A 23,535-nucleotide genomic window follows, 5' to 3' on the forward strand; every position below is an offset into this window, starting at 1 on the left:
CATGAAAAACTCAATTTTAGCACTCACGCTGTTCATAAGCGTTGCATTCATTTCTACTTTAAAAGCACAGTATGAACCTTTCCTTGGACAGATTGCTTTTGTACCCTACAACAGAGCACCAAACGGATGGGCAGACTGCAATGGGCAACTCCTGCCTATAGCTCAAAACCAGGCTCTTTTCTCCTTATTGGGAACCACTTATGGAGGAAACGGAACAACTAATTTTGCGCTGCCTGATATGAGAGGAAGAGTTTTAGTTTCCCAGGGACAGGGACCAGGCATTTCGCAGAATTATTTAATAGGCGAAATTGGCGGCAGTGAAACTGTTACACTGACGCAGCAACAGATGCCTATTCATAGTCATACCATAAATGCTGTAACAGCTGAAGGAAATCAAAACACACCTACAGGGAATATCCCTGCAGATACTAAACTTTTAGACAAGGAATATTCAGACGCCAATGCAAATACAACAATGAAGGCTACCATGGTGAATCCAGCCGGAGGATCTCAACCCCATGAAAACAGACCTCCCTTTGTTACAATGAGATGTATCATAGCTTTACAGGGTATTTATCCATCTTTTAATTAATAAGTTATGAAAATTCTATACTTATTAGCAATAGCTCTTGGAAGTACGATGGCCGCACAGACCATTACTTTCAATGGGTGTCATAACCTATTTGACAACCAGAATTTTATATTCACGAAAACCGGAGTTGATGCATTCAACAAAAATATTTACATTACAACACCGGTTGATGGCCAGCCATGTGGTGGTTTGGGGACCTGCGAATTTAAAATTCAATGGAACAATGCCCTTACCAGGTGGGAATTTCTCGCTGATGAAGGAAACGGAACCTTTACTGCTCCTTCGCTTATTTATTACAATTCAACAGGAAATAACGCCAGTATGAATCCACCAAGCAATACGTTTGGAACCTGGGTGGAAAATTCAGCCGTAACGAGTGGGCAATGCGGAGGAAATCTTACCGGCACCAATTCCACAATGACAGGGGATGTACACAGCTCACCATTGGGAACATCGGAGGTCATAAAATCTAAAATTCAGATTTTTCCAAACCCAGTTTCAGATGTTATCCGTATTTCGGGAATTGATACCGGGCAGACGACACAAATCTATAACTTAGATGGGCAGCTGGTAAGGTCTGAACCGTTTGATCAGAAAATTGATGTATCTCATCTTTCTGCAGGAGTATATCTTTTAAAAATTACTACTAAAAATTTTGAAGCTCATGAATTTAAATTCGTGAAAAAATAAAACCTATAATGTCTTATAGCATTACTTGATTATTGATATAGCCTTCGGAATTTCTGAGGGCTATTTTTGGGAATATTTTTTGCAGGTTATATTCCATGCCTTCAAGTGTTGTCAACAGCTATACGTATTTTCCTGAGACTGAAATATTAAGAATTGTATATCAGTCCGGGGCTGTTTATGATTACCTTAAGGTTCCGGTATCTATATCTGAAAAATTCAGAGAAGCCCAATCGAAGGGAAGATTCATGAATAATGTTATCAAGCGAAGATTTAAATATATTAAAATCAACTGAACCAATCATAATAAAAAATGCCTCCAGTACCGGAGGCATTTATATTTTGTATGACCAACTTTTATTTAATGATCAGTTTAGAAGTTTTGCTATCTTTCCCATTGGAAATCTGAACCATATAAACTCCTTTTTCAAGCTGTTGGTTATTTGTAGGTTTTAAATAAAATTGGCCGTACAAATTATGTACAGCCAGTTTTATAATATATCTTTAAAAAGAATAATTCGGAGCTTCCTGAGTAATAATTACATCATGTGGATGAGATTCCTTCAAACCACTTCCAGTGATCATAACCATCTTGGTATCTTTCTGTAAAGCTTCAATATCTTTAGCCCCGCAGTATCCCATACCCGCTCTTAAACCTCCGGTCAGCTGGAAGATCACATCTTCTAACTTTCCTTTGTGTGGTACTCTTCCTTCAATTCCTTCTGGAACGAACTTTTTAGCCTCACTCTGGAAATATCTTTCTTTTCCTCCTCTCTTCATAGCGGAAAGACTTCCCATTCCCTGGTAAGATTTGAATTTTCTTCCCTGGAAAATAATTTCTTCTCCCGGAGCCTCATCAGTTCCGGCTAAAAGGGAACCAAGCATTACTGCTCCTGCCCCACTTGCGATCGCTTTTACAATATCTCCGGAAAGCTTGATCCCTCCATCGGCAATTACTGTTACGTTTTTGGAAGCTGCATATTCGTATACATTGTAGATCGCAGATAACTGGGGAACCCCAACACCGGCAACCACTCTCGTTGTACAGATAGAGCCAGGTCCAACTCCAACTTTAAGAACGTTAGCTCCAGCTTCAATAAGGTCTTTTGCTGCTTCAGCAGTTACAATATTTCCTCCTACGATATCTAAATCCGGATATGCTTTTCTGATTTCTGAGATTTTATCCAAAACTCCTTTGGAGTGTCCGTGTGCAGAGTCAATAGCCACGATATCAACACCAGCATTTACTAATGCTGCAATTCTGTCCATCGTGTCTTCTCCAACGCCAACACCTGCTCCTACGATAAGACGCCCTTTGTGATCTTTATTGGAATTCGGATATTCCAACTGGTTATCAATATCTTTAATGGTAATTAATCCCACCAGCTTATTGTCTTTATCCACGATCGGAAGCTTTTCAACTCTGCTTTTAAGAAGAATTTCTTTAGCCTGCTCAAGGTTGGTATTTTTATCAGAAGTGATCAGATTTTCCTTGGTCATAATCTCTTCAACCTTCATATCAAGATTTTCCTGATATTTTACATCCCTGTTGGTAATGATTCCTATCAGTACATTATCTGCATCCACTACAGGAAGGCCAGAAATTTTATATTTGGCCATAGTTTCCTTAGCTTCAGCCAAGGTGTGATCTTTAGAAAGGGTAACAGGGTCAGAAATCATTCCGTTTTCTGAACGTTTTACACGGTTCACCTGTGCAGCCTGCTCAGCGATCGTCATGTTTTTATGGATAAAACCCAAACCTCCGACTCTTGCCAGAGCAATAGCCAGATCTCCTTCAGTAACTGTGTCCATCGCAGCAGAAACTATCGGAACATTCAGCGTAATTTTGTCGGTAAGTCTTGATTTTAATGATACCTGGTTAGGTAAAACTTCTGAATAAGAAGGGACTAGAAGAACGTCATCGAAAGTGATGGCTGTCTCTACAATTTTGTTATGAATAGACATCTTTACTTTCTTTGCAAAATTAGGTTATTTTGACGAGATATGAAAATCCTTTTCAATAGTTTAAATAAAATTTAATAATCAATAACTTAAATGAAAAAACCGCTCTTATTAAGAACGGCCTTTCTGTACAAAATAATTAGTATAGTATGAAACTACTTGTTATATCTTTAATGATGCGTACTTATGAACAGTGGTTACTTATCTGTAGCGGCATTAATTACGTTTGAAATATCATCTGCTGTAAAGTTTCCCTTCACATCCACGAAAACCAGTTCTTTATCTGAATTGACAGTAATCATCATATTTTTAATGGTTTCCCCATTCTGCTTTACCCTTACATTGACATTTTCACCGTTATGCTTTATGGTTGCCCATTCTTCAAAGTTATTGTCATTCAGATACCTGGAATATTCGTTCAGCATTTCTTTACTCCCGTTATCTACGGTCATGACTTTTATTTTTGAGACCTTTTTAACCAGAGCAATGACTTCTTCACTTTCACCATCTTCTCTCAAAGCTTTCTTGATAAAAGGTTTTGCCATAAATACAGGTACATTGAAGCTGGCAAATCTTGCTCCTTTAAAATCATACCCGGACTGCTTAAAGAAGTCCATATTAGGTTTTCCTGAAACAATACATGACTGAAGCGTAAGTAATGTAAGGATTCCTAAAAAAATGTTTTTTAAAGTTTTCATGGTTATCATTTTTTAATCGATAGGTTTCAGATTACCTCCGGACATTTTACTGATATTGGATTCTATTTCAGGTCTTCCTCTATATTTCACCATTCCTCCTGAAGAAGCTTTTACTTTCAGTTTTGTGGAAACATTTACCGAAAGGTTTGCCCCGGATGTAGCCTCCACTTCAAGGTTACCCAGCCTCAGATCGTCAGCTTTACAAAGAGCACCGCTGCTGATATCTATTATTCCGGAATCTGCTTTTCCTTCAAAGGCTGTATTGGACCCGCTTGATGCTTTTATCATGATAGTTCCCGCCGTAATTCCTGCTCTTATCACTGCTCCTGATGAAGTTCCAACATCCAGTGTGTTAGAGACCTTAAAGTCTCCTTTCACATTAGCTCCGGATGATGCATCAATAACCAGGTTATTTTCTTTTAAGGAGTTCACTACATTAAAGTTAGCTCCTGAAGAAGCTTTAATATTGTCCATTCTTGGAGAGGAAATGTTAACGCTTAAGTTTTTAAACTTTAAATTCTTTGTTCCCTTATTGTCTACGTAGACTTTCAAAACTCCATTTTCCACTTTTGTAATGATATACTGAAGTTTATCAGAATCAGCGATTACCTTTACGTTGGCAGGACTTTCCTGTTTGAAAACCACATTCACTCCGTCACTTACCTGAATTCCTGAGAACTCGCCTACATTTCTTGCTTCCCCGTTAAGATAAGAGGAATTGTTTTCAGAGGTAAGACTGTTCCTTGTATTGGTCTTGGTATTAGTCTTGGTTTCGCTGGAATTAATGATTTTATTCACATCATCCATAGAAAGCTTTCCATCCAGCATGACCAGGATATTTTCGCCTTTTCCTCCATCAATGCTAAGCAGGAGATCATCCAACATTCCGTCTTTTGCATCAGAAGAAAGAAATTTTATCTTTGATCCGGAATTATTGACAGACATGATCTCATTGTAATTAAGGTTTTTTAAATACATAGAAACATCTTTGCTGAGCCTGGAAAGATTATCCTGAACTTTGCGTCCTTCTGTTGTATTAATATTTTCCGGATTTTCTGTAATAAGGATTTTCAATCCGTTAATTTTCGAAAGCAGAGGCTTGATCTGATCCAGCTGGGAATCATCAATATCAAGGCTGCTCAACATACTGAACATTGGCTTTGCAATTTTAATAGAGGTTACTCCTTCTACCTCCTGGTACCTGTCAAAAAGCATGTCGAACTTATCCCGTTGCCCATACACTGTAAAGAAATGGGAAAAAGCGAGTGCGAATACTATAAATATTTTTTTCATGAGTCAATTTTTATTTTCTTAAGCTGATTATTGTTACCTGATCAGAGCATAATCTATTGTTGTTGTTAATAATCGTCGTCTACTACTGTAGGCTGAGCTAACTTTTCACTAACGTTATTGGCAAATATCTGGAATGAATATTTAGTTACATTGATAGCTTCATCTACATTATCGATCCTTTTACCGTTAACTATGACATAAGAATCCTTATATCCGGTAGAATCTTTTAAAGCTTTATTATTTTTGAATGAAGAGTTACTGACAAACTTCGGTTTTGTTTCTTTTTTCAATCTTCCTCTTTTTGGCAATATCTCATCCAGCACATCCTTTTCCGCTACTGAATTTTCCTGGAAGATAGAATCTTTTCTCGTTCCGGAAATGGAATCGGTATGGTTAACCGCTACCTGTTCCTGATGGTCATTATTCTCTTCAATAAATTTTGATTTCTGCTTCAAAACCTCATCTTTAACCAGCTTTTCTCTTTCCATAACTCCTGTACGGTAATCATTAAAGAAAAAACCAACACTGAAAAGAAGCACTAATCCTGCTGCCATCCAAAACCATTTCGGAAATGAAGGCTTATTTTTTTGGAGCGGAATGATGGGCGCCTCGTTCGTTTCGGAGCCTTCAGCCCCACCTTCTGCTTTCTGAAGAAAATCTTCAAAACTCCAGTCCATCTTTTCTTCCTTTATATCGTGGAAGATCTCATCGTATTTATTCTGAAATTGATCTTTGTTCATAGCTCATCAGTTGTGATATTTGTTCTTTTACTTTTTGTCTCGCCCGCATCAGGTTTACTCTTACTGCGTTTTCTTCCATTTCCAGCATTTCGGAAATTTCCGAGACCTCATATTCTTCTACATCTTTCAGATGGATCACCATTTTCTGCTTTTCCGGGAGCTGGTTGATAAAACCTATAATATGCTCCTTCAGATTATTGATGTCCATGCTGTACAATTCTGAGCGGTGAAGCTGCAAATCTGCAAATCCCAACTTCACATCATGGTGCTTCAGCCGATTCAGACATTCATTCCGGACAGATTTCAAAGCATAGGATTTTAAATTTCCAAACTTCTCCAGCTCTTCTTTCTTCTGCCAGAATTTAATCATCAGATCCTGCACCACATCTTCTGCCTCATCACTGCTCATAACGAATCTTTTCGCAAAACGATACATCTCGTCTTTGAGAATAAACACCGTATTCTTGAAAGTTTCTTGGGTCATGAGTTTTGTTTCTATTAGTAAGACAATTAAAATCTTAATTCTATTACATCATAAATAAAAAAAACTTCAAAATTTTGAAGTTTTAATTTTTATCGATAAGTTTTCGGAGATAAGCAATCTCTGTGTCTTTATCTTTTAGTCTTTGTTCATACTGTTCTATTAATTTTTCAGAAGCATTAATTGTTGCATAATTCTGTGCTATTGCAACATCATTATTATTTTGATTTACAGTAATACTGTCCCCACTTAAAAAATCTAAAACACTTACATCCAGGATTTTTGCAATTTCTTCTACCTGCGAAAAGCCAGGTTTGCTTTTATCATTCTCAAAATTAGAATATGTTTTCTGAGATACACGTAGAACTTCCGCAAGATATTCCTGTGTAAAGTTTTTGTTGATCCTCGCTTTTTTCAGCTTTTCACCTAAAGTCATAGCACAAAGTATTTTCATCAAAATTACATATTTTTTTCTTTTAGAAAAATAATACGGATATCAGTAATTTTTGACTGCATTTTCTCCAATTGTTTTTCACACATTTGTAGAGTTATAAAAAAGAATTATATTTAATAACCTAAAAAACAAATGAAAAATGGGGAAAAAAATTATTCTCAGGTTGCTTTTTCTGACAGCCTTTATGGCTCTTCTATGGTCCTGCCGCAGCGAAGATCTATTTCCACAGGAAAGCCCTGTCGTATCTACTGAAAATCTTAGTGCTGCCAAATATGCTTCCCAGAGCTTATGGAAGGAAGACGAGGTCTATATAGACAAAGTACAGCAGGTTTTCCTGAAGCATGCCAACCTAGAACATGTAAGGACTCAATATGGTGAAATGAATTGGGATTATGCCATGACTTTTGGTAATTTTAATGAAACATATGCATTAGTTCCTATTATTAAAGACAATAAGGTTGTACTTTTAATGGAGGCGGTGCGAACAGGAGATAAAGTGTTTTTTTACGAAAAAGATAATAAGGACCTGATTGAATTTTTTAATCTTGCCGTCTATTCTAATGTCACTAAATATGATGAAGTAATCAATACAAATGAAAGTATATCATCTAAAGTGTCTGCTTTTGTATGTACTACAAGGTGGTTATCAATAGGATGTTCCGATAATGAGCCGAATTGTGTCCCTTATGTAAAATCAGTTACCAATTGTGAATTCCAGGGAGGTGGAGGTATCCCGCCAAAGACATTTGATCCTATTGGAATGGATGGTGGTGGAGATGGAAATAATGGGTATGAATATCCTGATCCGCCCGAAGAACAGGATCCTTGTTCGAAATTGAAAGTAATAACAATCAATCCTACTTTCAAAAATAATATTATAGACCTGGAAGGAAAAACAGGAAATGGATATGAAAGTGGGTATAGAATTGGCATTAATCCTGATGGGTCATTACAAAATCAAATGCTTCAAAACAAACCCGGAACCAGCCAGGTAGATATGAAAATATTTTCAAATACCACTACTTTAATGCATTCTCATTACGATACATTATACCCGATGTTTTCACCAGGAGATATCATTTTATTTAATCAATGGATTGTTTGGGCACAAGGCTGGAATGCCGTAGCAACAAATACTCCTAAAATCCCATTAAATAATCTTACTCTTACTGTAGTAACAAGCAATGGAAATTATTCATTTAATTTTGACGGATCATCTGCAACTGCTTTCCCTAATTATACGCAACAGCAATATGATGATTTAAATGATTTATATGCAAAAAAGTTAAATGAAGCAAGAAGTGTAGCTAATGTAAGTGGTAATGTAACCTATGATATGCAAAAATTAGAAAAACAATTTTTAAACTTTATGGAAACTAAAATGAATATGACCGGACTTGTATTATTTAGAACCACAGATGCTGGAAATACAAAACTTGGTCTTAATACTAATGGAACTTTAAACGAATCAAATTGTCCTTAGAATAAAAACATAAAATTATGAAACAAATATTTTTAATCATACTTTCAATCATTACAATTTCTTGTAAAGCACAAATTTATCCTTTAAATACTAGTTTGGATAATCTTCCTGATAACGCGTACCTAAAAGATACTAATAATGAACTTGATCAATATGTAGGCCTTTGGAAAGGAAATTGGGGCGGTAAAACAATTTATTTAGAATTAAAGAAAGTGAAATATTATTATAGTGGGAATAAACCATTTTATGAAGATAAAATATTTGGTGAAAGAAAAATAATCGCATCAAATGGAACGATAGAAATAGATAGGATTACAAATTTTGATGATCAATCTCCTGAATTTAGAGGTATTGGAAATAGTTTAGTAAACGGAAACTGGAAAAGAATATACTTTTCCCCAAAAAATATGTGTAATAAAAAAGCTTTTCTTGATATTACAAGTTTTACAGGAAACCAAATGACTTTACATTTTGAATATCTTCCAAGTTTTATTGATGAAAATTGCCAACATAATGCATATGTAGAACAGTATGGTGATTTCCCTATCAATTTTCCAAAAGATATTGTGCTAACGAAGCAATAAATGAAAAGTTTTTTATTAATAATCTGTTCGTTAGTTCTGTTGGCTTCGTGTACAGTAAAGAATGTCAATTCTGAGTTCATTCAGTTTAATCATATGAATGCTGTTGTAATAGGAGGAGATAAATTAACAATTACATTGATTCCTACTTATAAAAAGAGAACAAGACCTGTAATAGTAAAAATCTTTAGAAGAGGAGAGTACTTTGATAATAAAAGGATTTCTTATGAGCAGTATCAGCAAATTTCTGATATTATTTTAAACATAAAACAAGAAGAACTAGAATTGCCAAAAAAACAAAATTATCTTATTGGAATCTTAGATGGAGGTAGTAATTCGATTTACTTTAAGAAAGATAATACGGAGAAGAAATTCTATACTCATGGAATTTCAAAAGAATATCACGGGAAATTTTATGAAGTAACAGAACTTATTTTAAAGGCTGCAAACCTTGAAATTAAAAATATTAATTAGACAACAAAAGTCATAATGAAAAAGTAATACAAAACCTCCAAATGGAGGTTTTTATCATTTAATACGTATTAAAAATATGTTTCAGTATAGCTTTATCTTCATCCGTTAATGCCACTTTTCTTCTTGCCATTGCTCTTTCTGCCACTTCATAGGCTTTATCCAGCTTGAATCTTTCATCATCTTTACTTCCACCCCATGAGAAATTCTCCACAAGGTTTGGCGGAAAACCTGGCTTAAATATATTAGAAGCAACTCCTATTACTGTTCCGGTATTCAATTGGGTATTGATCGCTGTTTTAGAGTGGTCACCCATAATAAGACCTGCAAACTGAAGCCCAGTGTCTTCAAAAGCTTTCGTTCTGTAGCTCCACAATTTGACCTGGCTATAGTTATTTTTAAGGTTGGAAGAATTCGTATCTGCCCCGAAATTACACCATTCGCCGATCACGGAATTTCCAACAAAGCCTTCATGTCCTTTACTTGAGTATCCGAATATAATGATATTATTCACTTCGCCTCCCACTTTGCAGTGAGGACCAACAGTCGTGGCACCATAAATTTTTGATCCTAAATTAAACTTGGAATCCTCTCCGAGAGAGATCGGTCCACGGAGATTACAGCCTTCCATCACCTCAGCATTTTTCCCAATATAGATTTTTCCTGTTTTTGTATTGATGGTAGAAAATTCCACCTGGGCACCTTCTTCAATGAAAAGATCTTTTTTATCCCCTAAAAATCCATTGGTGGAAGATAATTCCTGTGAAGTTCTTCCTTCAGTCAGCAAATTGAAATCAAAATCGATGGCAAGATGATTATACGTAAATAAGTCTGCAGGCTTTTTAAAGAAAGTCAGTTTCTCTTTTATATCCGTCATCTTTTCGATTTGGTTTAGAGAAAAACCTTTCATATTGATCCTGGCGGCAATCAGTTCATCTTCGTAAACTAGGGCTTCCCCCTGCTTAAGATCTTTAATCTGCTGAATGACTGTTTCGGTCGGCAGAAAATTAGTGACTAGAAATAAGCTTTCTATATCTTCAGGGGATTTAAATTTATTCTGAAGATAATTTTCGGTAAAGTAAGACACCTCAGTATTTCCTAAGACCTTCTGCCATCGCTCGGAAAAGGTAAGAATTCCGCATCGCATGGCGGCAACAGGACGGGTAAAAGTTAACGGAAGAAAATCTTCCCAATACTGGGCATCTGAAAATACTAATTGCATTGTAATATAGAAGTTAGAGATTAGAAGTTAGAAGTTAGAGATCCAAAGTTGAGATAATGATTTGCTAACAATTTGGAGCATCTAATTTCTGTTCAAAACAAAAATACGAAAATAGCTGGAAATAGAATTTGAAATTTAGATTGCAGAACTCAGGATCAATATGTGCCTTCCAACTAGACCTTACCGTTATTCTAATTTCTAAAATAAAAAAAGTCTCCCAATAAATTGGAAGACTTCAGTATGTTTGGTAACAAAAAATTACTTAGCGAATTTTTTGTATTTGTTCATAAACTTATCAACTCTACCTGCAGTGTCAACTAGTTTCACTTTACCAGTGTAGAAAGGGTGAGAAGTTGAAGAGATTTCCATTTTGATTAATGGGTATTCTTGTCCTTCATATTCGATACTGTCTTTTGTTTCTGCAGTAGATTTGCAAAGAAACACCTCGTCGTTACTCATATCTTTGAAAACAACAAGTCTATAATTTTCTGGGTGGATTCCTTTTTTCATAATACAATTTTTAAAAAATTAAAGTTTGCTTCCGAAATAGTAATGGTATTTCTCTGCTAATTTTAGGTTGCAAAAGTACAACATTTTTTCAAATATACAAATACCAGATTCAATATTTTTTATAGATAAGAAATTCAAAGTATTTTCGTTAAATTTGAAATCTTAAACTTAAATTTCGATGAAAATCAAACTATTACTGGCTTTTTCTTTTTGGATGCTTCTTGTAGCAGTATCGTGCAATAAAGATGATATTACTTTTGATGCTCCATCACAGCAGTTAAGTTTTTCAAGGGACACTGTATTCTGTGATACGGTCTATCATCAGGTACGTTCTGAAACATATTTTGTAAAAGTATATAATAATGAGGATAAGGATGTTTTAATTCCGAGGATCAATCTGGAAAAAGGAAGTGCATCATTATATAGAATCAATGTAGACGGGAAACCAGGCTATGATTTCAAGGATGTACCATTGAGAAAGAAAGACAGTATGTATATTTTTGTGGAAATCGCACCTGAAGCTACCGGACCCGAGGCTATAGCTGAAGACAAGATCCTTTTCAGCAGTGGTGCTGGACAGCAACATGTGACTTTATTTTCCGTTGTTCAGGATGCGGAATTTTTCATCGAAACACCAGGCAATCCTAATGTAATTGCTACCCATACAACATGGAATAATAATAAGGCCAAGATCATCTATGGAGATCTAACCATCAATCCCAATATCACACTGGACATCCAGGCGGGAACTAAAGTTTACTTTCACAAAAACAGCGGTATGAAGGTGTCATCTGGTTCAACCTTAAACATCAACGGAGCTTTTGATAATGAAGTGATCCTGCGTGGAGACAGAAATGACCCATATTATGATACAATTCCCAAGAACTGGAATTCTATCCGAATGGAGCCCAATTCTATCCTCAATATGAATTTTGCAAGACTTTTCGGAGGAACAAGAGGACTGGATATGAAACAAAATACGGCAAATATCAAAAACTCATTCATCCATACTTTCTTTGAATACGGTATTTATGCAGTGGGTTCAACGGTTACGGCTAATAATTTAGTGATGAACAACTGTGGAGAATCGTGTATCGGGATTTTCAGAGGTGGAAATCACAGCTACACCCATGCTACGATTGCGAATTATTCTAAAACAATGGGATCTTTTAACAGGAATGGAATTATGGCAGCCAATGAATGGAAAAATGCCGCAGGAACTACAGAACAGGGAGCGCTTCAACGACTTGATATAAAAAACAGTATCGTCTTTTCAGACAGGGATAATTCGGTTAATTTTGAGCAGACACCCGGACAGCAGTTTGAATTCCTTATTCAAAACTCCCTTATCAAATATTCAGGAGTTCCCGAAGCCGGATTTAATTTTGACACCAGTCCTAATGTAATACAAAGTATTAAAAATCAGGATCCTCAGTTCCTCAATTATTTTGCAGCGAAGATGAACCTACGGGTAAAAACAACATCTCCCGCAAGAGGAAAAGGCAACGTCACTGTAGCCGGAACTGTACCTTTTGATATTGTGAATGTGTCAAGAACAACTAACCCTACCCTTGGAGCCTATCAATAATGGAAATCACAAAGTTGCAGGAACAGGTTGACGAATGGATAAAAACCATAGGAGTCCGCTATTTTAATGAACTGACCAATATGGCTATGCTGACCGAAGAAGTAGGTGAAGTAGCCCGCATCATCGCCAGAAGATATGGTGAACAAAGCGAAAAGGAAAGCGATAAAAACAAAGATCTCGGTGAAGAGCTGGCAGATGTACTGTTTGTTACCTTATGTTTAGCCAATCAGACTGGAGTGAACTTACAGGAAGCTTTCGACAAGAAAATGAAAATCAAAACAGACCGTGATAAAGAACGGCATCAGAACAACGAGAAGTTGAAATAATAAATAGATATGAGATGTCAGATATCAGACTTTAAAACAATCTGATATCTGACGCCTGTTATCTAAATATCTTTTAAATTGCAGAAATAATGAAGTTAGAAAAATCAAAATTAGCATCAGATAAAACAGTTCAGATCAGCGGTTCGAAAAGTATTTCGAATCGTTTGTTGATTTTAGAAAGTTTATTCAAGAATATACAGATCGGGAATCTGTCTAATTCCCAGGACACCCAGCTGCTGAAAAAAGCACTGTCTGAAAATACAGAAACCGTAGACATCCACCACGCAGGAACAGCCATGCGTTTCCTTACTTCTTATTATTCTATCTTTGAAGGGAAAACCACTGTTCTTACAGGATCCAAAAGGATGAAGGAAAGACCCATTAAAAATCTAGTCAACGCATTAAAAGACCTGGGTGTTGAAATTGAATATCTGGAAAATGAAGGCTTCCCACCGCTAAAGATCACAGGAAAGAAAATCACTCAAAAACAGGTCAATGTTCCGGCCAATATATCCAGTCAGTTCATTACTTCCTTGCTTCTGATTGCCGGGAAACTTGAAAACGGACTGGAGATTAACCTGGTGGGTGAAGTTACTTCGAGATCCTATATAGAAATGACGCTGGATATCCTGACAAGATTCGGAATAAAAAACAGCTTTGAAGGAAACACCATTAAAGTGGAGCCGTTTGATGTGAATGGCAAATTGTCCGCCACAAGTTACGAAGTGGAAAGTGACTGGAGCTCGGCTTCGTACTTCTACTCGATCTGTGCACTGGGAAGAAAAACCATCCATCTGAAAAGCTTTTACAAAGAATCCACCCAGGGAGATTCTGCCATTGCCAAGATCTATAAAGACTTTTTCGGTATTGATACGACTTTTACTGAAGACGAACATAAGATTACCCTTCAGCCGGAACCTGATTTTATTTTCCCGGAAAAAATCGTCCTGGATATGAATAACTGCCCGGATATTGCCCAGACACTTTGTGTAACAGCAGCAGCCTTAAAAATTCCTTTTGAAATTTCCGGACTGGGCACTTTAAGGGTAAAAGAAACCGACAGGCTACAGGCCTTATATAATGAACTGAAAAAACTGGGCACTGAAACAGAAATTACAGACCTTACCATCAAATCTGTGAGTTTCGGGGAACCGGAAGAAAATATTTCTATCGCCACTTATCAGGATCATAGAATGGCGATGAGTTTTGCTCCTTTCTGCCTTATTAAAGAACTTACTATTGAAAAGGAGGATGTCGTGGAAAAGTCTTATCCGATGTTCTGGAAAGACCTGAATGACATAATGATTAAAGGATAGTAAGCTTTGAAAAATTCTAATATGATAAAAAAGCATGTATTCTTTTTTTCTCTGTTGATCCCTATGTTTTCATGGGCACAGTATCTGTTGCCTAATGAGGAGACTATTTTTTCATTTCAGACGAAAAATGGTAAGACCATGTCTTTGGTTAAAGATAAAAAGAACAGTTACATTCAATATCGGTTTGGAAGTAAAGACCGTGTAGAAATGGAATTTCCAGCCACAAGAACCCAAGAAAGCTGGAAGCAGTTTGCATACAGCTCTTACCATAGAGGTGGCGGAAAACAAAATGCAGGCATGGACCTCAGCTATCTGACATTTACCAAAAACAACTACAAATATCAACTGTTCAGAACCTATACTGCAGAAGATGAATCGTTTTCTACCGGCATTACCGTCACTGACAGCAAAGGAAAAGAAACTGATATTACAGGAGTTTATAAAACCATCAAAGGCTGCATATGTAATCTGGAAAACACAGATGTTAAGAAAGAGGATTTTGGTTCATAATTTAATCCTGTTAAAATGAAACAACTTTTTTCTCTTGCTGCGTCTTTATTAATTGTAGAATTGTATGCACAGAACCTGAAAGATTTTACAGCACCGAAAGGTTATCAAAAAATTGCCGAAGCCAAAGGAGATCTGGACAAAGACGGACAAGATGAAACGGTAATCATTTTCAATACCGATAAAAAAATTAATACGGATGACCACGATGATTTCCTGAGAACATTCTTTATCCTAAAAAATATAGACGGAAAACTTAAGATCTGGAAACAAAACAATACGGTTCTTTTTTCCAGCGGAATGGGGTTTTATTCAGAAGATAATACGCCACCGGAACTATCTATTAAAAATAACACGCTCTCTATTACCCAAATATTCAATACCAATTCGAGACATACACAGACTTATCAACATACTTTCAGATTTCAGAATGGTGATTTCTACCTCATTGGTTCCCATGGCAGATTTGAAGACACCTGTGAGTTCAATTACCTGACAGAGATCAATTTTTCAACAGGGAAAGTAATTACAGATGAAGAATATTCCTCCTGTGATGATGAAGAAAAGGATATTCCGAAAGATGTTCACAAAGAATTCGTCCATCCATTTAAAACTTTGATCAAAATGAACAATTTCAGAATTGGGGAAAACAAAATTAAAATACCCGGCTTAAAAAAAGAATTGAATTACTGAAAATCAACCAGATAAATAAGCAGAATTTTTATTCTGCTTATTTCTTTTTTACGTTGTCCACATACTTATCCACAGAGTTATCCACATTTATAAATACCTTTTCACTTACCCATTCAAAAAAATAAGATATAGCTGATGATTTTGTTTCTGAACAATTATACCGTAATAAATAATAGAGTTCCTGTTTCTTTTTTTACATTTGCTGAAAATACGGTTTGTGCTGAGACACAGCAGCCGGAAGAAAACAAAAGTCTAAAATTATAAACAATCCAATGACTATTATCATCACTGGAACCTCATCAGGAATAGGTTTTGTACTGGCCGAATATTTCGGAAAAAAAGGCCATAAAGTATACGGTTTAAGCCGGAAACATACGGAAAGTCAGTATTTCAGGTCTATTCCAACAGATGTTACCGATAATACGGCCGTTCAGAATGCTATTGCTGAAGTTTTAAAAACAGAATCAAAGATCGATATACTGATCAACAATGCAGGAATGGGAATGGTAGGGGCTGTGGAAGATTCTACTAAGGAAGACATTTTAAAACTGTTCAACCTGAATCTTGTAGGAGCCGTCCAAATGATGAGTGCCGTTCTTCCGACAATGCGTGAAAATAAGTTCGGAAAAATCATCAATATTTCAAGTATAGGAAGTGAAATGGGACTTCCGTTCCGGGGCTTTTATTCTGCCTCCAAATCAGCTTTGGATAAGGTAACTGAAGCCATGAGGTATGAGGTGTATCCATGGAACATCGATGTATGCTCACTTCATCTTGGCGATATCAAAACAAATATCGCAGAGAACAGAGTAAAAACACAGGTTTCCGAACCGTACAAAAGCATATTTGATAAAGTTTATACCTTGATGAACTCGCATGTAGGAGACGGAACCGAACCTCTTGAAGTGGCAGCTTATGTCGAAAAGCTTTTGGAAAAAAATAAATGGAAAGCTCATTATTATTTCGGTAAATTCGGACAAAAGATTGGTGTTCCGCTGAAATGGATTCTTCCTCAGGGAACCTATGAAAATCTGATGAAAAAATATAATAAACTGGATTAATTTCAGTTATTAAAAAATTATTGAAACTGCTTTTAAACCGTTAAGATATATTGAGTTATTAAGAACTATAAGCATGCTCTGTTAATGGTTTATATAAATTGAACATTGAAGTTATTTCTAAAAATATTTTTTATCCTGTTCTGCGTTTTTGTACAAGCGCAGAAGAAGCAGTATTGGCTTATTGATACGGAAACCAATATCAGAAAAAAGGTAAATGATTCTGTTTCAGCAGTGAAATTTCTGGACTCCCTGTCCCAAAGCAATTACTTCTTCACTAAGCTGAAAGAGGTGAAAGTGAAAGGTGACAGTACAGAAATTTTCTATGATAAAGGAAAAAACTTTAATGAAACCTATGTAGACCTTTCTGATTCTGTTGCCTTGAAATTAAAGATCCAGAAGGATTTTTTTACTAAAAATTTAGATTCAACCAAGAAAAGCATCAACAAAAGATATATTGATGACGGATATTCTTTCAGCCGTCTTAAATCTAAATATAAAGGCCAGAAAAACGGTTATCCTGTCATAGAACTGGATATCAACAAAAATGATAAGCGGAAGATTGACAACTTTGTAGTCAAAGGTTACGAAAGAGTTCCTAAAAGGTTTATGAAAAACCTGGAGAAAGAATTCAAAGGAAAGACTTATGATGACAAAAATCTTCTGGCCATCAGCAAAAATTTTCAAAGCCATGCTTTTGTAACCCTTGAACGGCCTCCCCAAACCTTATTCACTAAAGACTCCACAAGCATTTACCTGTTTATGGAAAAGAAAAAGACCAATACGTTTGATGGGGTGATTGGTTTCGGGAACGATAAAACAGAAAAATTCACATTGAACGGAACCCTGAACGTCAACTTCAGGAATATGTTCAACGGCTTTGAAACTGTCAATCTTTACTGGCAGAGAAACCCTGATAAAGGGCAGACTTTTGATCTTCAGACTGACATTCCTTATCTTCTAAAATCTAATGTAGGGATGAACCTGAAAGTCAATATTTTCAGACAGGATTCTACTTTCGCGAATGTAAAATTCCTTCCTGCTTTCTATTATCATATCAATAACCGCAACAAGATCGGACTCAGAGGCACCCTGGAATCCTCCAGTATCATAGACACTTTATATGTTCAGGGTAAGGATTATAATAAAAAAGGGCTCGGGATCTGGTTTGAAATGACAGAACCTACAGATATTGACCTTTTCCTTTACAAGACAAGGATCAATGCCGGCTATGATTACCTGACAACGACCTATACCAAAGATAATATTAAGGCTAACCAGAATCAGTTTTATTTCTTCGGCGAACATAATTATCATATTTCAGGAAACCATTTTCTCAATATAAAGGCAGAAGGCGCCATGATGGATTCCAAGGTGGAATTCTCCGCCAATGAACTGTATCGTTTTGGAGGCTGGAATTCTATGCGCGGGTTCAATGAGAAATCCCTTGCCGCCGACTTCTATTATTACGCAGGCCTGGAATACCGGTACCTCATTGGAAGTCAGGCATTCTTTGATTTCTTTGGGCAGTACGGACAGCTTAACAACAAATCCTTAAATGTTAAACCTAAACTTTACAGTGTAGGGCTTGGATTCAACTTCTTTATCCCAATCGGATTGATGAGTTTCCAGCTTTCAAACGGTAATGAGTTTGGAAATCCGTTTAAGTTTAACGATATTAAAATCCATTGGGGAATCCTGAGTAGATTTTAAAAAGATCTTCATTCTTATTTATCCACAATCTTCAGCAAATCAATTTTTAATTGATTACTGGTCTGCATTCTTAAATAAAGCATCACAAAACTCAAACTTTGCGTTAAATCATATGTTTTTTTAACGCAAAGTTTAAAGAAGTGTGTTCTATTTCTAGATAAGCAAAGAAGTGGGGTTGCGTCACTGAATAAGCATTCGTTTTCAGTTAGTAAGAAATTTTGATGAAAATGCAATGATTTTTAAAGGCATAATATATAGTATAATAAAAGGAAATATTAAAGTATAACATCCTTTTCAGTTTTATTATTATGTTAAATATTCCTGTTAAAAAATATTAAAATAGTATTTTTATTTTAATACCACATTAAAATACTGGTAACACTACACCGCTAAATTTGTCCTCAAAAAAAATGAAGAAGACTTTAGCTACTTTTGCTGTTTTTTTACTCCCCCTTTACCTTACTGCCCAAGAAATTAACATTTCCGGAAATGTAAAATCCGAAAACGGTTCCAGTGTTTCCGGAGTAAGCATTACCGACAAAAACACCGGGAAAACGACGGTGACGGATGAAAGCGGTAATTTTACAATCTCTGCCAATCCTAAAGACGTCCTTGAATTTTATGCTCCTGATTTTTCAATGTATACTGTGGAGGTTTCTTCCAAAAGACAGTATGCTGTTGTTTTGAAAAAAGCGGATGAGAAACAAATTGAAGGTATCGTTATTACCGCCTTAGGAATTGCCAAAAAGAAAGAAAAGATAGGCTATGCCACCCAGGAAGTTGGCACCAAACAGTTTGAAACCATTACCACTCCGAGTATAGGAAATTTATTCTCAGGACAGGTGGCCGGCCTTAATGTATCCAACCCTACAGGAATGCAGCAGGCTCCGCAATTTACGTTGAGAGGAAATTCCAATCTGGTTTTCGTGATTGATGGGGTAATTGTTGAGAGAGAAGTTTTTCAGAACCTGGATCCCAACAATATTGAAAACATCAATGTTCTGAAAGGAGCAACCGCTTCTGCGCTGTATGGTTCAAGAGGAAGATATGGCGCTGTTTTAATCACCACTAAAAGTGCCAGGAAAAAAGGTTTTTCTGTAGAATTTTCACAAAATACAATGGTGACGGCAGGATTTACCAATCTTCCGAAAACCCAAAACGAGTACGGAAACGGATCACATGGAAAATATGAATTCTGGGACGGAGCTGACGGTGGTGTGAATGATGGTGACATGATCTGGGGTCCGAAATTTGTTCCCGGACTGAAAATTGCGCAGTGGAACAGCCCGATCAGAGATAAGATGACAGGACAGGTGATTCCGTGGTACGGTGCGGTAGCAGGAACTCAGTACAATGACAAATCAAGATATGAAAGAGTGCCTATCGATTGGAAGTATCATGATAACTTAGATATCTTTTTAAAGCCTGCGGTGATCAATAATAACAGTTTTGCAGTAAGCTATAGAAACAATAAAGATATCTACAGGCTATCCGGAAATTTTATGAATTATGACGACAGAATTCCCGGTTCCTATCTTCAGCGCTATGGTGTGAACTTTTCTTCTGAAAATCATTTGGGAGAAAAATTAACCTTCGACACCAAATTCAATTTCAACCAAACATTCACGCCCAATATTCCCAACTACGAATATAATCCAAGCGGGCACATGTACACCATCCTGATCTGGATGGGAGCAGATGTAGACGGAAGAGACCTTAAAAATCACATGTGGATCCCGGGGAAAGAAGGTACTGCACAGGCTAACTGGAATTATGCATGGTACAATAATCCATGGTTCGGAGCCGAATATTACAAGAATAAAAACAGGACCAACATCATTAATGCACAGACTGGCCTGGAATATAAAGCCACTGAAGATTTCTCAGTAAAAGGGAAAATATCCATTGTTGAAAATCACAACAAACAGGAAATATTAAGTCCTTATTCTTACTTCAACTACAGTGCTCCAAGAAGTGGAGGTTATCTCCTTAATGATTCCAAAACATGGAATATGAACTCCGATATCTTAGCCACCTACAAGAAAAAGATATCAGATAACTTCGATTTTACAATCAATGCCGGAGGATCAACATTCTATTATAAGAACGATATCGACAATGCTTCAACAGACGGGCTGAAAATTCCGGAACTGTATACCCTGGAAAACTCTACCGGAGCTATAAAGTATTATGATTATCTTAAGGAAAAGCTGATCTACAGTGCCTATTCAACGATTGATATTGGATTGTACAATGCTTTTTTCATCAATGTTTCAGGACGTAATGACTGGTCTTCTACCCTTCCGAAAGCCAACAGATCTTATTTTTATCCTTCTGCATCGGTAAGTGCGGTTATTTCGAACCTTGTTAATATGCCGGAAGCTGTTAATCTTTTAAAACTTTCAGCTTCGTGGGCCAAGGTAGCTTATGATTTCCAGCCCTATTCGATAAGGAATTATTATCTGAATAATAAAGGAGCCACTTTTAACCGAAATCCGATGTTTAATTATCCTACTATCCTCAATGTGGAAAATTCTTTAAAGCCGGAGCAGACCAAATCTTATGAATTGGGCTTAAGCGCAGGCTTATTCAAGAACAGAGTTACTTTAGATGTTACTTATTTCAGTACATTGGATTATAACAATATCCTGGAATTCCCGGTTGCTCCGTCATCAGGTTTTACTTCGCAGTATGTAAACGGGAACGAGTATACAACAAAAGGTTTAGAGATCTCTTTAGGCCTGGTTCCCGTAAAAACAGCCAATTTTACCTGGAGATCTTTAATCAACTGGAGTACGTATGAACAGAAGCTTACTTCTATTTATGGCGATATGCCGAACTACAACAATATCCAGCTTGGCGAAAGAATGGACAGCTACTATGATTATACCTGGAAGAAATCCCCGGACGGAAAAGTAATTCTGAATGCTGCCACAGGAATGCCTACAAGAGCGGATACCCAAAGTAACCTGGGCCACTTCAACCCGGATTGGACTTTTGGTTTCAATAATACTTTTAAATATAAAAAGTTATCCCTGAATATCGGAATTGACGGAAGCATAGGGGGTGTCATGAGATCCCAGGTCGTAGAAAAAATGTGGTGGGGCGGAAAACATCCGAACTCAACAGCCTACAGAGACCTTGAATATGCCAACCCGGGAACGTATTATTTTGTGCCGGACGGTGTCAATTATAATGCGGCTACCGGAACCTATACCCCACACACAAAGCCAATCAGCTTTCAGGACTGGGCACAGAATTATCCTTATCAGGCAAGGGTAACAGAGGATGAAAGTGAATTGTTTGCAAATGTTTTCGACAGAACTTTTATCAAACTGAGATCTGTAGTCCTGGAATATGATTTTTCTTATCTCCTTAATCCAAAAGGAATGATCAAAAATTTCACAGCCAATATTTCAGCTTACAATCTGGCCATGTGGAAAAAGTCTAAGAATCTTTATTCCGACCCGGATTATCAGCTCAAGAAAGATAACAATGATATCCAGGATCCTTCCAGCAGATGGATAGGAATCGGGTTTAATCTTAAATTTTAATTAAAAAGTATCCTGAACAATGAAAAAGACTATCAATTTTATAGCGAAACCGCAAAATAATACAATGATCAAATGGCTAAAGTCGGCAGCTTTTGCAGGACTGCTGATTCTCACTTCATGCGAGACCGATCTTGACAAAATCAACGAAAACCCTAATGATCAGGCCAGTGTAGATCCTAAAGTTCTCCTGACGTATGTTTCAAAAGATGCTTTCCAGATCAACGGCGACAATATGTATGCCTCAAGAATGATGATCGGTACAGACGGAGAAAACACCTATCAGTATATGAAATGGAACGACGCCTCTTTCGAAGTATACACCAAAGGGCTTCTGAACACAGTAAAAATGATGCAGGAAGCCGAGAAGATCAATAATAAGAACTACACTGCTATTGGTAAATTCTACAGAGCATATTATTTTTTTAATTTAAGTTTAAAATTCGGAAGTATCCCATACACAGAAGCTGCCAAAGGTGAATCCGGAATTACCCAGCCGAAATACGACAGCCAGGAAACAGTAATGGCCGGCATTTTATCAGAACTGAAAGAAGCCAATGATCTCATCAATAGCAATGATAAAATTGAAGGCGATATTATCTATAACGGTGATGCTTCAAAATGGAAAAAGCTGATCAACTCTTTCCGATTGAAGATATTAATAACCATGTCTAAAAAATCTACCCTGGGAAGCTATAATGTAGCCACTGAATTTGCGTCTATTGCAGGAAGCCAGGCATTAATGACATCTATTTCAGATAATGGAGAGCTTAAATTTGCTGATGTGGCAGACAGCAGATATACTATGTTCAATAACAGTGGTTACGGATCAAGTTTATACATGGCTGATTATTTTATTAACCTTTTTAAGGCCAGACAAGACCCACGTCTGTTTACCTTTGCAGCTCAAACTACAGGCGCGAAAGAGGCAGGAAAACCCGTGACAGATTTTACAGGATACAATGGAGGTAACCCAACGTCTTCCTATTCTGACAATGCAGCACTGATTACAGCAAAAAATATCTCTAAGGTAAATGACCGTTTTTATAAAGATCCTACCAATGAGCCTTCTTCTGTCTTAAGTTATTCCGAACTGGAATTTATCCTTGCTGAAGCAGCAGCCAGAGGATGGATCCCGGGACCAGCAAAAACACATTATGACAATGCCATAAAAGCGAGCTTTAGTTTTTATCAGACTTATGTAAAAAATCCGGGACAATATTTTTCAGGGTTTAATGTGAATCAGTATCTGGCAACTCCATTAGTCGTTTACAATGAGGCTGATCCTCTTCAAACCTCTTTGGAAAAGATCATGACTCAAAAATATATGACGATGTTCCATCAGAGCCAATGGACCTCTTATTATGATTATTTAAGAACAGGCTATCCAAATTACCCTCTGCAGACAGGTGTTTCTGCGCCATTCAGATTCAGGTATCCGCAAGCCGAGTACAGCTATAACAGCACCAATTTAAAAGCCGCACTGGCTTCCCAGTACGGAGGAAATGATAATATCAATTCTAAACCATGGTGGCTTCAGTAAGAACTTAATATTTATATAAAAAACAGATAAACCGCAGGAAAATCCAATAACTTGCGGTTTATTTCT

At 36.7% G+C, this 23,535-nt stretch carries 24 protein-coding genes; 15 read left to right on the forward strand and 9 right to left on the reverse strand.

The features are described 5' to 3' along the window. Position 1 precedes the first annotated feature (1 nt). The 3 genes from LC418_RS19980 to LC418_RS19990 all read left to right on the forward strand — a co-directional run bounded on the left by LC418_RS19980 (position 2) and on the right by LC418_RS19990 (position 1,575). On the forward strand, positions 2-592 hold the full coding sequence (locus LC418_RS19980; RefSeq protein WP_223560410.1) for a phage tail protein: 591 nt from the start codon (positions 2-4) through the stop codon (positions 590-592). 6 nt (positions 593-598) lie between these two features. After that, positions 599-1,282 carry a T9SS type A sorting domain-containing protein gene (locus LC418_RS19985; RefSeq protein WP_223560411.1) on the forward strand — a complete coding sequence of 228 codons (684 nt, stop codon included), beginning with the start codon at positions 599-601 and terminating at the stop codon, positions 1,280-1,282. 95 nt (positions 1,283-1,377) lie between these two features. Next, a complete protein-coding gene (locus tag LC418_RS19990; RefSeq protein WP_223560412.1) occupies positions 1,378-1,575 on the forward strand; it encodes a KTSC domain-containing protein in 198 nt (65 codons plus the stop codon). A 61-nt stretch (positions 1,576-1,636) separates the two neighbouring features. Here LC418_RS19990 and LC418_RS21160 read toward each other — a convergent pair whose 3' ends face one another. The 7 genes from LC418_RS21160 to LC418_RS20025 form a co-directional block, all read right to left on the reverse strand. Then, positions 1,637-1,777, reverse strand: a complete 141-nt coding sequence (locus LC418_RS21160; RefSeq protein WP_420837291.1) for a T9SS type A sorting domain-containing protein — start codon at positions 1,775-1,777, stop codon at positions 1,637-1,639. Between the two features lie 6 nt (positions 1,778-1,783). Further along, positions 1,784-3,244: an IMP dehydrogenase gene (gene guaB / locus LC418_RS20000; protein WP_111960872.1), complete on the reverse strand. Its 1,461-nt coding sequence runs from the start codon at positions 3,242-3,244 to the stop codon at positions 1,784-1,786. Positions 3,245-3,438: 194 nt separating this feature from the next. Then, positions 3,439-3,939, reverse strand: a complete 501-nt coding sequence (locus LC418_RS20005; RefSeq protein WP_223560413.1) for a DUF4252 domain-containing protein — start codon at positions 3,937-3,939, stop codon at positions 3,439-3,441. 12 nt (positions 3,940-3,951) lie between these two features. After that, a complete protein-coding gene (locus LC418_RS20010; RefSeq protein ID WP_111960875.1) occupies positions 3,952-5,232 on the reverse strand; it encodes a DUF4252 domain-containing protein in 1,281 nt (426 codons plus the stop codon). Positions 5,233-5,297: 65 nt separating this feature from the next. After that, the gene (locus LC418_RS20015; protein WP_223560414.1) at positions 5,298-5,972 is read right to left on the reverse strand and encodes a hypothetical protein; all 675 of its coding nucleotides are present in this window, start codon (positions 5,970-5,972) and stop codon (positions 5,298-5,300) included. Next, entirely contained in the window at positions 5,947-6,456 is a 510-nt protein-coding gene (locus LC418_RS20020; protein WP_111960876.1) for an RNA polymerase sigma factor, read from the reverse strand. The genes LC418_RS20015 and LC418_RS20020 overlap by 26 nt, the downstream gene beginning before the upstream one ends. An 82-nt stretch (positions 6,457-6,538) precedes the next feature. Continuing rightward, positions 6,539-6,907, reverse strand: coding sequence for a helix-turn-helix domain-containing protein (locus LC418_RS20025; protein ID WP_223560415.1), 369 nt, complete (start codon positions 6,905-6,907; stop codon positions 6,539-6,541). Positions 6,908-7,046: 139 nt separating this feature from the next. Here LC418_RS20025 and LC418_RS20030 point away from each other — a divergent pair, with 139 nt between their 5' ends. From LC418_RS20030 to LC418_RS20040, 3 genes are all read left to right on the forward strand, one after another. Then, the gene (locus tag LC418_RS20030) at positions 7,047-8,390 is read left to right on the forward strand and encodes a hypothetical protein (RefSeq protein WP_223560416.1); all 1,344 of its coding nucleotides are present in this window, start codon (positions 7,047-7,049) and stop codon (positions 8,388-8,390) included. A gap of 17 nt (positions 8,391-8,407) precedes the next feature. Then, on the forward strand, positions 8,408-8,974 hold the full coding sequence (locus tag LC418_RS20035; protein ID WP_223560417.1) for a DUF6705 family protein: 567 nt from the start codon (positions 8,408-8,410) through the stop codon (positions 8,972-8,974). Between the two features lie 93 nt (positions 8,975-9,067). Continuing rightward, positions 9,068-9,445, forward strand: a complete 378-nt coding sequence (locus tag LC418_RS20040) for a hypothetical protein (RefSeq protein ID WP_223560418.1) — start codon at positions 9,068-9,070, stop codon at positions 9,443-9,445. A gap of 58 nt (positions 9,446-9,503) precedes the next feature. On the opposite strand, the gene LC418_RS20045 is transcribed toward LC418_RS20040, so the two are convergent. Further along, the gene (locus LC418_RS20045; protein ID WP_223560419.1) at positions 9,504-10,664 is read right to left on the reverse strand and encodes a GlmU family protein; all 1,161 of its coding nucleotides are present in this window, start codon (positions 10,662-10,664) and stop codon (positions 9,504-9,506) included. Between the two features lie 258 nt (positions 10,665-10,922). Next, on the reverse strand, positions 10,923-11,174 hold the full coding sequence (locus LC418_RS20050; RefSeq protein WP_111960878.1) for a type B 50S ribosomal protein L31: 252 nt from the start codon (positions 11,172-11,174) through the stop codon (positions 10,923-10,925). A gap of 178 nt (positions 11,175-11,352) precedes the next feature. Here LC418_RS20050 and LC418_RS20055 point away from each other — a divergent pair, with 178 nt between their 5' ends. The 9 genes from LC418_RS20055 (at position 11,353) to LC418_RS20095 (ending at position 23,469) form a co-directional block, all read left to right on the forward strand. Beyond that, on the forward strand, positions 11,353-12,762 hold the full coding sequence (locus LC418_RS20055) for a hypothetical protein (RefSeq protein WP_223560420.1): 1,410 nt from the start codon (positions 11,353-11,355) through the stop codon (positions 12,760-12,762). Beyond that, positions 12,762-13,088 (forward strand): nucleotide pyrophosphohydrolase, encoded by a 327-nt coding sequence (locus LC418_RS20060; protein ID WP_111960880.1) that lies wholly within the window; start codon positions 12,762-12,764, stop codon positions 13,086-13,088. The genes LC418_RS20055 and LC418_RS20060 overlap by 1 nt, the downstream gene beginning before the upstream one ends. Before the next feature lie 89 nt (positions 13,089-13,177). Then, positions 13,178-14,404: a 3-phosphoshikimate 1-carboxyvinyltransferase gene (locus LC418_RS20065; protein ID WP_223560421.1), complete on the forward strand. Its 1,227-nt coding sequence runs from the start codon at positions 13,178-13,180 to the stop codon at positions 14,402-14,404. Between the two features lie 21 nt (positions 14,405-14,425). Further along, positions 14,426-14,914, forward strand: a complete 489-nt coding sequence (locus LC418_RS20070; RefSeq protein ID WP_223560422.1) for a hypothetical protein — start codon at positions 14,426-14,428, stop codon at positions 14,912-14,914. Between the two features lie 15 nt (positions 14,915-14,929). Then, positions 14,930-15,604, forward strand: a complete 675-nt coding sequence (locus LC418_RS20075; RefSeq protein WP_223560423.1) for a hypothetical protein — start codon at positions 14,930-14,932, stop codon at positions 15,602-15,604. Positions 15,605-15,876: 272 nt separating this feature from the next. Continuing rightward, entirely contained in the window at positions 15,877-16,665 is a 789-nt protein-coding gene (locus tag LC418_RS20080) for an SDR family oxidoreductase (protein WP_223560424.1), read from the forward strand. 105 nt (positions 16,666-16,770) lie between these two features. After that, positions 16,771-18,375 (forward strand): BamA/TamA family outer membrane protein, encoded by a 1,605-nt coding sequence (locus LC418_RS20085; RefSeq protein ID WP_111960884.1) that lies wholly within the window; start codon positions 16,771-16,773, stop codon positions 18,373-18,375. A gap of 410 nt (positions 18,376-18,785) precedes the next feature. Beyond that, entirely contained in the window at positions 18,786-21,929 is a 3,144-nt protein-coding gene (locus LC418_RS20090; RefSeq protein WP_223560425.1) for a SusC/RagA family TonB-linked outer membrane protein, read from the forward strand. Between the two features lie 64 nt (positions 21,930-21,993). Further along, positions 21,994-23,469: a SusD/RagB family nutrient-binding outer membrane lipoprotein gene (locus tag LC418_RS20095; protein WP_223560436.1), complete on the forward strand. Its 1,476-nt coding sequence runs from the start codon at positions 21,994-21,996 to the stop codon at positions 23,467-23,469. Positions 23,470-23,535: the final 66 nt, after the last annotated feature.

It is taken from the genome of Chryseobacterium lathyri, from assembly GCF_019970085.1.
Lineage (GTDB): Bacteria > Bacteroidota > Bacteroidia > Flavobacteriales > Weeksellaceae > Chryseobacterium > Chryseobacterium lathyri.

What these genes read in the sequence shown, in the direction of transcription:
- LC418_RS19980 (WP_223560410.1), top strand. Translation starts at nt 2, where the DNA reads ATGAAAAACTCAATTTTAGCACTCACGCTGTTCATAAGCGTTGCATTC.
- LC418_RS19985 (WP_223560411.1), top strand. Translation starts at nt 599, where the DNA reads ATGAAAATTCTATACTTATTAGCAATAGCTCTTGGAAGTACGATGGCC.
- LC418_RS19990 (WP_223560412.1), top strand. Translation starts at nt 1,378, where the DNA reads ATGCCTTCAAGTGTTGTCAACAGCTATACGTATTTTCCTGAGACTGAA.
- guaB (WP_111960872.1), bottom strand. Translation starts at nt 3,244, where the DNA reads ATGTCTATTCATAACAAAATTGTAGAGACAGCCATCACTTTCGATGAC.
- LC418_RS20005 (WP_223560413.1), bottom strand. Translation starts at nt 3,939, where the DNA reads ATGAAAACTTTAAAAAACATTTTTTTAGGAATCCTTACATTACTTACG.
- LC418_RS20010 (WP_111960875.1), bottom strand. Translation starts at nt 5,232, where the DNA reads ATGAAAAAAATATTTATAGTATTCGCACTCGCTTTTTCCCATTTCTTT.
- LC418_RS20015 (WP_223560414.1), bottom strand. Translation starts at nt 5,972, where the DNA reads ATGAACAAAGATCAATTTCAGAATAAATACGATGAGATCTTCCACGAT.
- LC418_RS20020 (WP_111960876.1), bottom strand. Translation starts at nt 6,456, where the DNA reads ATGACCCAAGAAACTTTCAAGAATACGGTGTTTATTCTCAAAGACGAG.
- LC418_RS20025 (WP_223560415.1), bottom strand. Translation starts at nt 6,907, where the DNA reads ATGAAAATACTTTGTGCTATGACTTTAGGTGAAAAGCTGAAAAAAGCG.
- LC418_RS20030 (WP_223560416.1), top strand. Translation starts at nt 7,047, where the DNA reads ATGGGGAAAAAAATTATTCTCAGGTTGCTTTTTCTGACAGCCTTTATG.
- LC418_RS20035 (WP_223560417.1), top strand. Translation starts at nt 8,408, where the DNA reads ATGAAACAAATATTTTTAATCATACTTTCAATCATTACAATTTCTTGT.
- LC418_RS20040 (WP_223560418.1), top strand. Translation starts at nt 9,068, where the DNA reads ATGAATGCTGTTGTAATAGGAGGAGATAAATTAACAATTACATTGATT.
- LC418_RS20045 (WP_223560419.1), bottom strand. Translation starts at nt 10,664, where the DNA reads ATGCAATTAGTATTTTCAGATGCCCAGTATTGGGAAGATTTTCTTCCG.
- LC418_RS20050 (WP_111960878.1), bottom strand. Translation starts at nt 11,174, where the DNA reads ATGAAAAAAGGAATCCACCCAGAAAATTATAGACTTGTTGTTTTCAAA.
- LC418_RS20055 (WP_223560420.1), top strand. Translation starts at nt 11,353, where the DNA reads ATGAAAATCAAACTATTACTGGCTTTTTCTTTTTGGATGCTTCTTGTA.
- LC418_RS20060 (WP_111960880.1), top strand. Translation starts at nt 12,762, where the DNA reads ATGGAAATCACAAAGTTGCAGGAACAGGTTGACGAATGGATAAAAACC.
- LC418_RS20065 (WP_223560421.1), top strand. Translation starts at nt 13,178, where the DNA reads ATGAAGTTAGAAAAATCAAAATTAGCATCAGATAAAACAGTTCAGATC.
- LC418_RS20070 (WP_223560422.1), top strand. Translation starts at nt 14,426, where the DNA reads ATGATAAAAAAGCATGTATTCTTTTTTTCTCTGTTGATCCCTATGTTT.
- LC418_RS20075 (WP_223560423.1), top strand. Translation starts at nt 14,930, where the DNA reads ATGAAACAACTTTTTTCTCTTGCTGCGTCTTTATTAATTGTAGAATTG.
- LC418_RS20080 (WP_223560424.1), top strand. Translation starts at nt 15,877, where the DNA reads ATGACTATTATCATCACTGGAACCTCATCAGGAATAGGTTTTGTACTG.
- LC418_RS20090 (WP_223560425.1), top strand. Translation starts at nt 18,786, where the DNA reads ATGAAGAAGACTTTAGCTACTTTTGCTGTTTTTTTACTCCCCCTTTAC.
- LC418_RS20095 (WP_223560436.1), top strand. Translation starts at nt 21,994, where the DNA reads ATGATCAAATGGCTAAAGTCGGCAGCTTTTGCAGGACTGCTGATTCTC.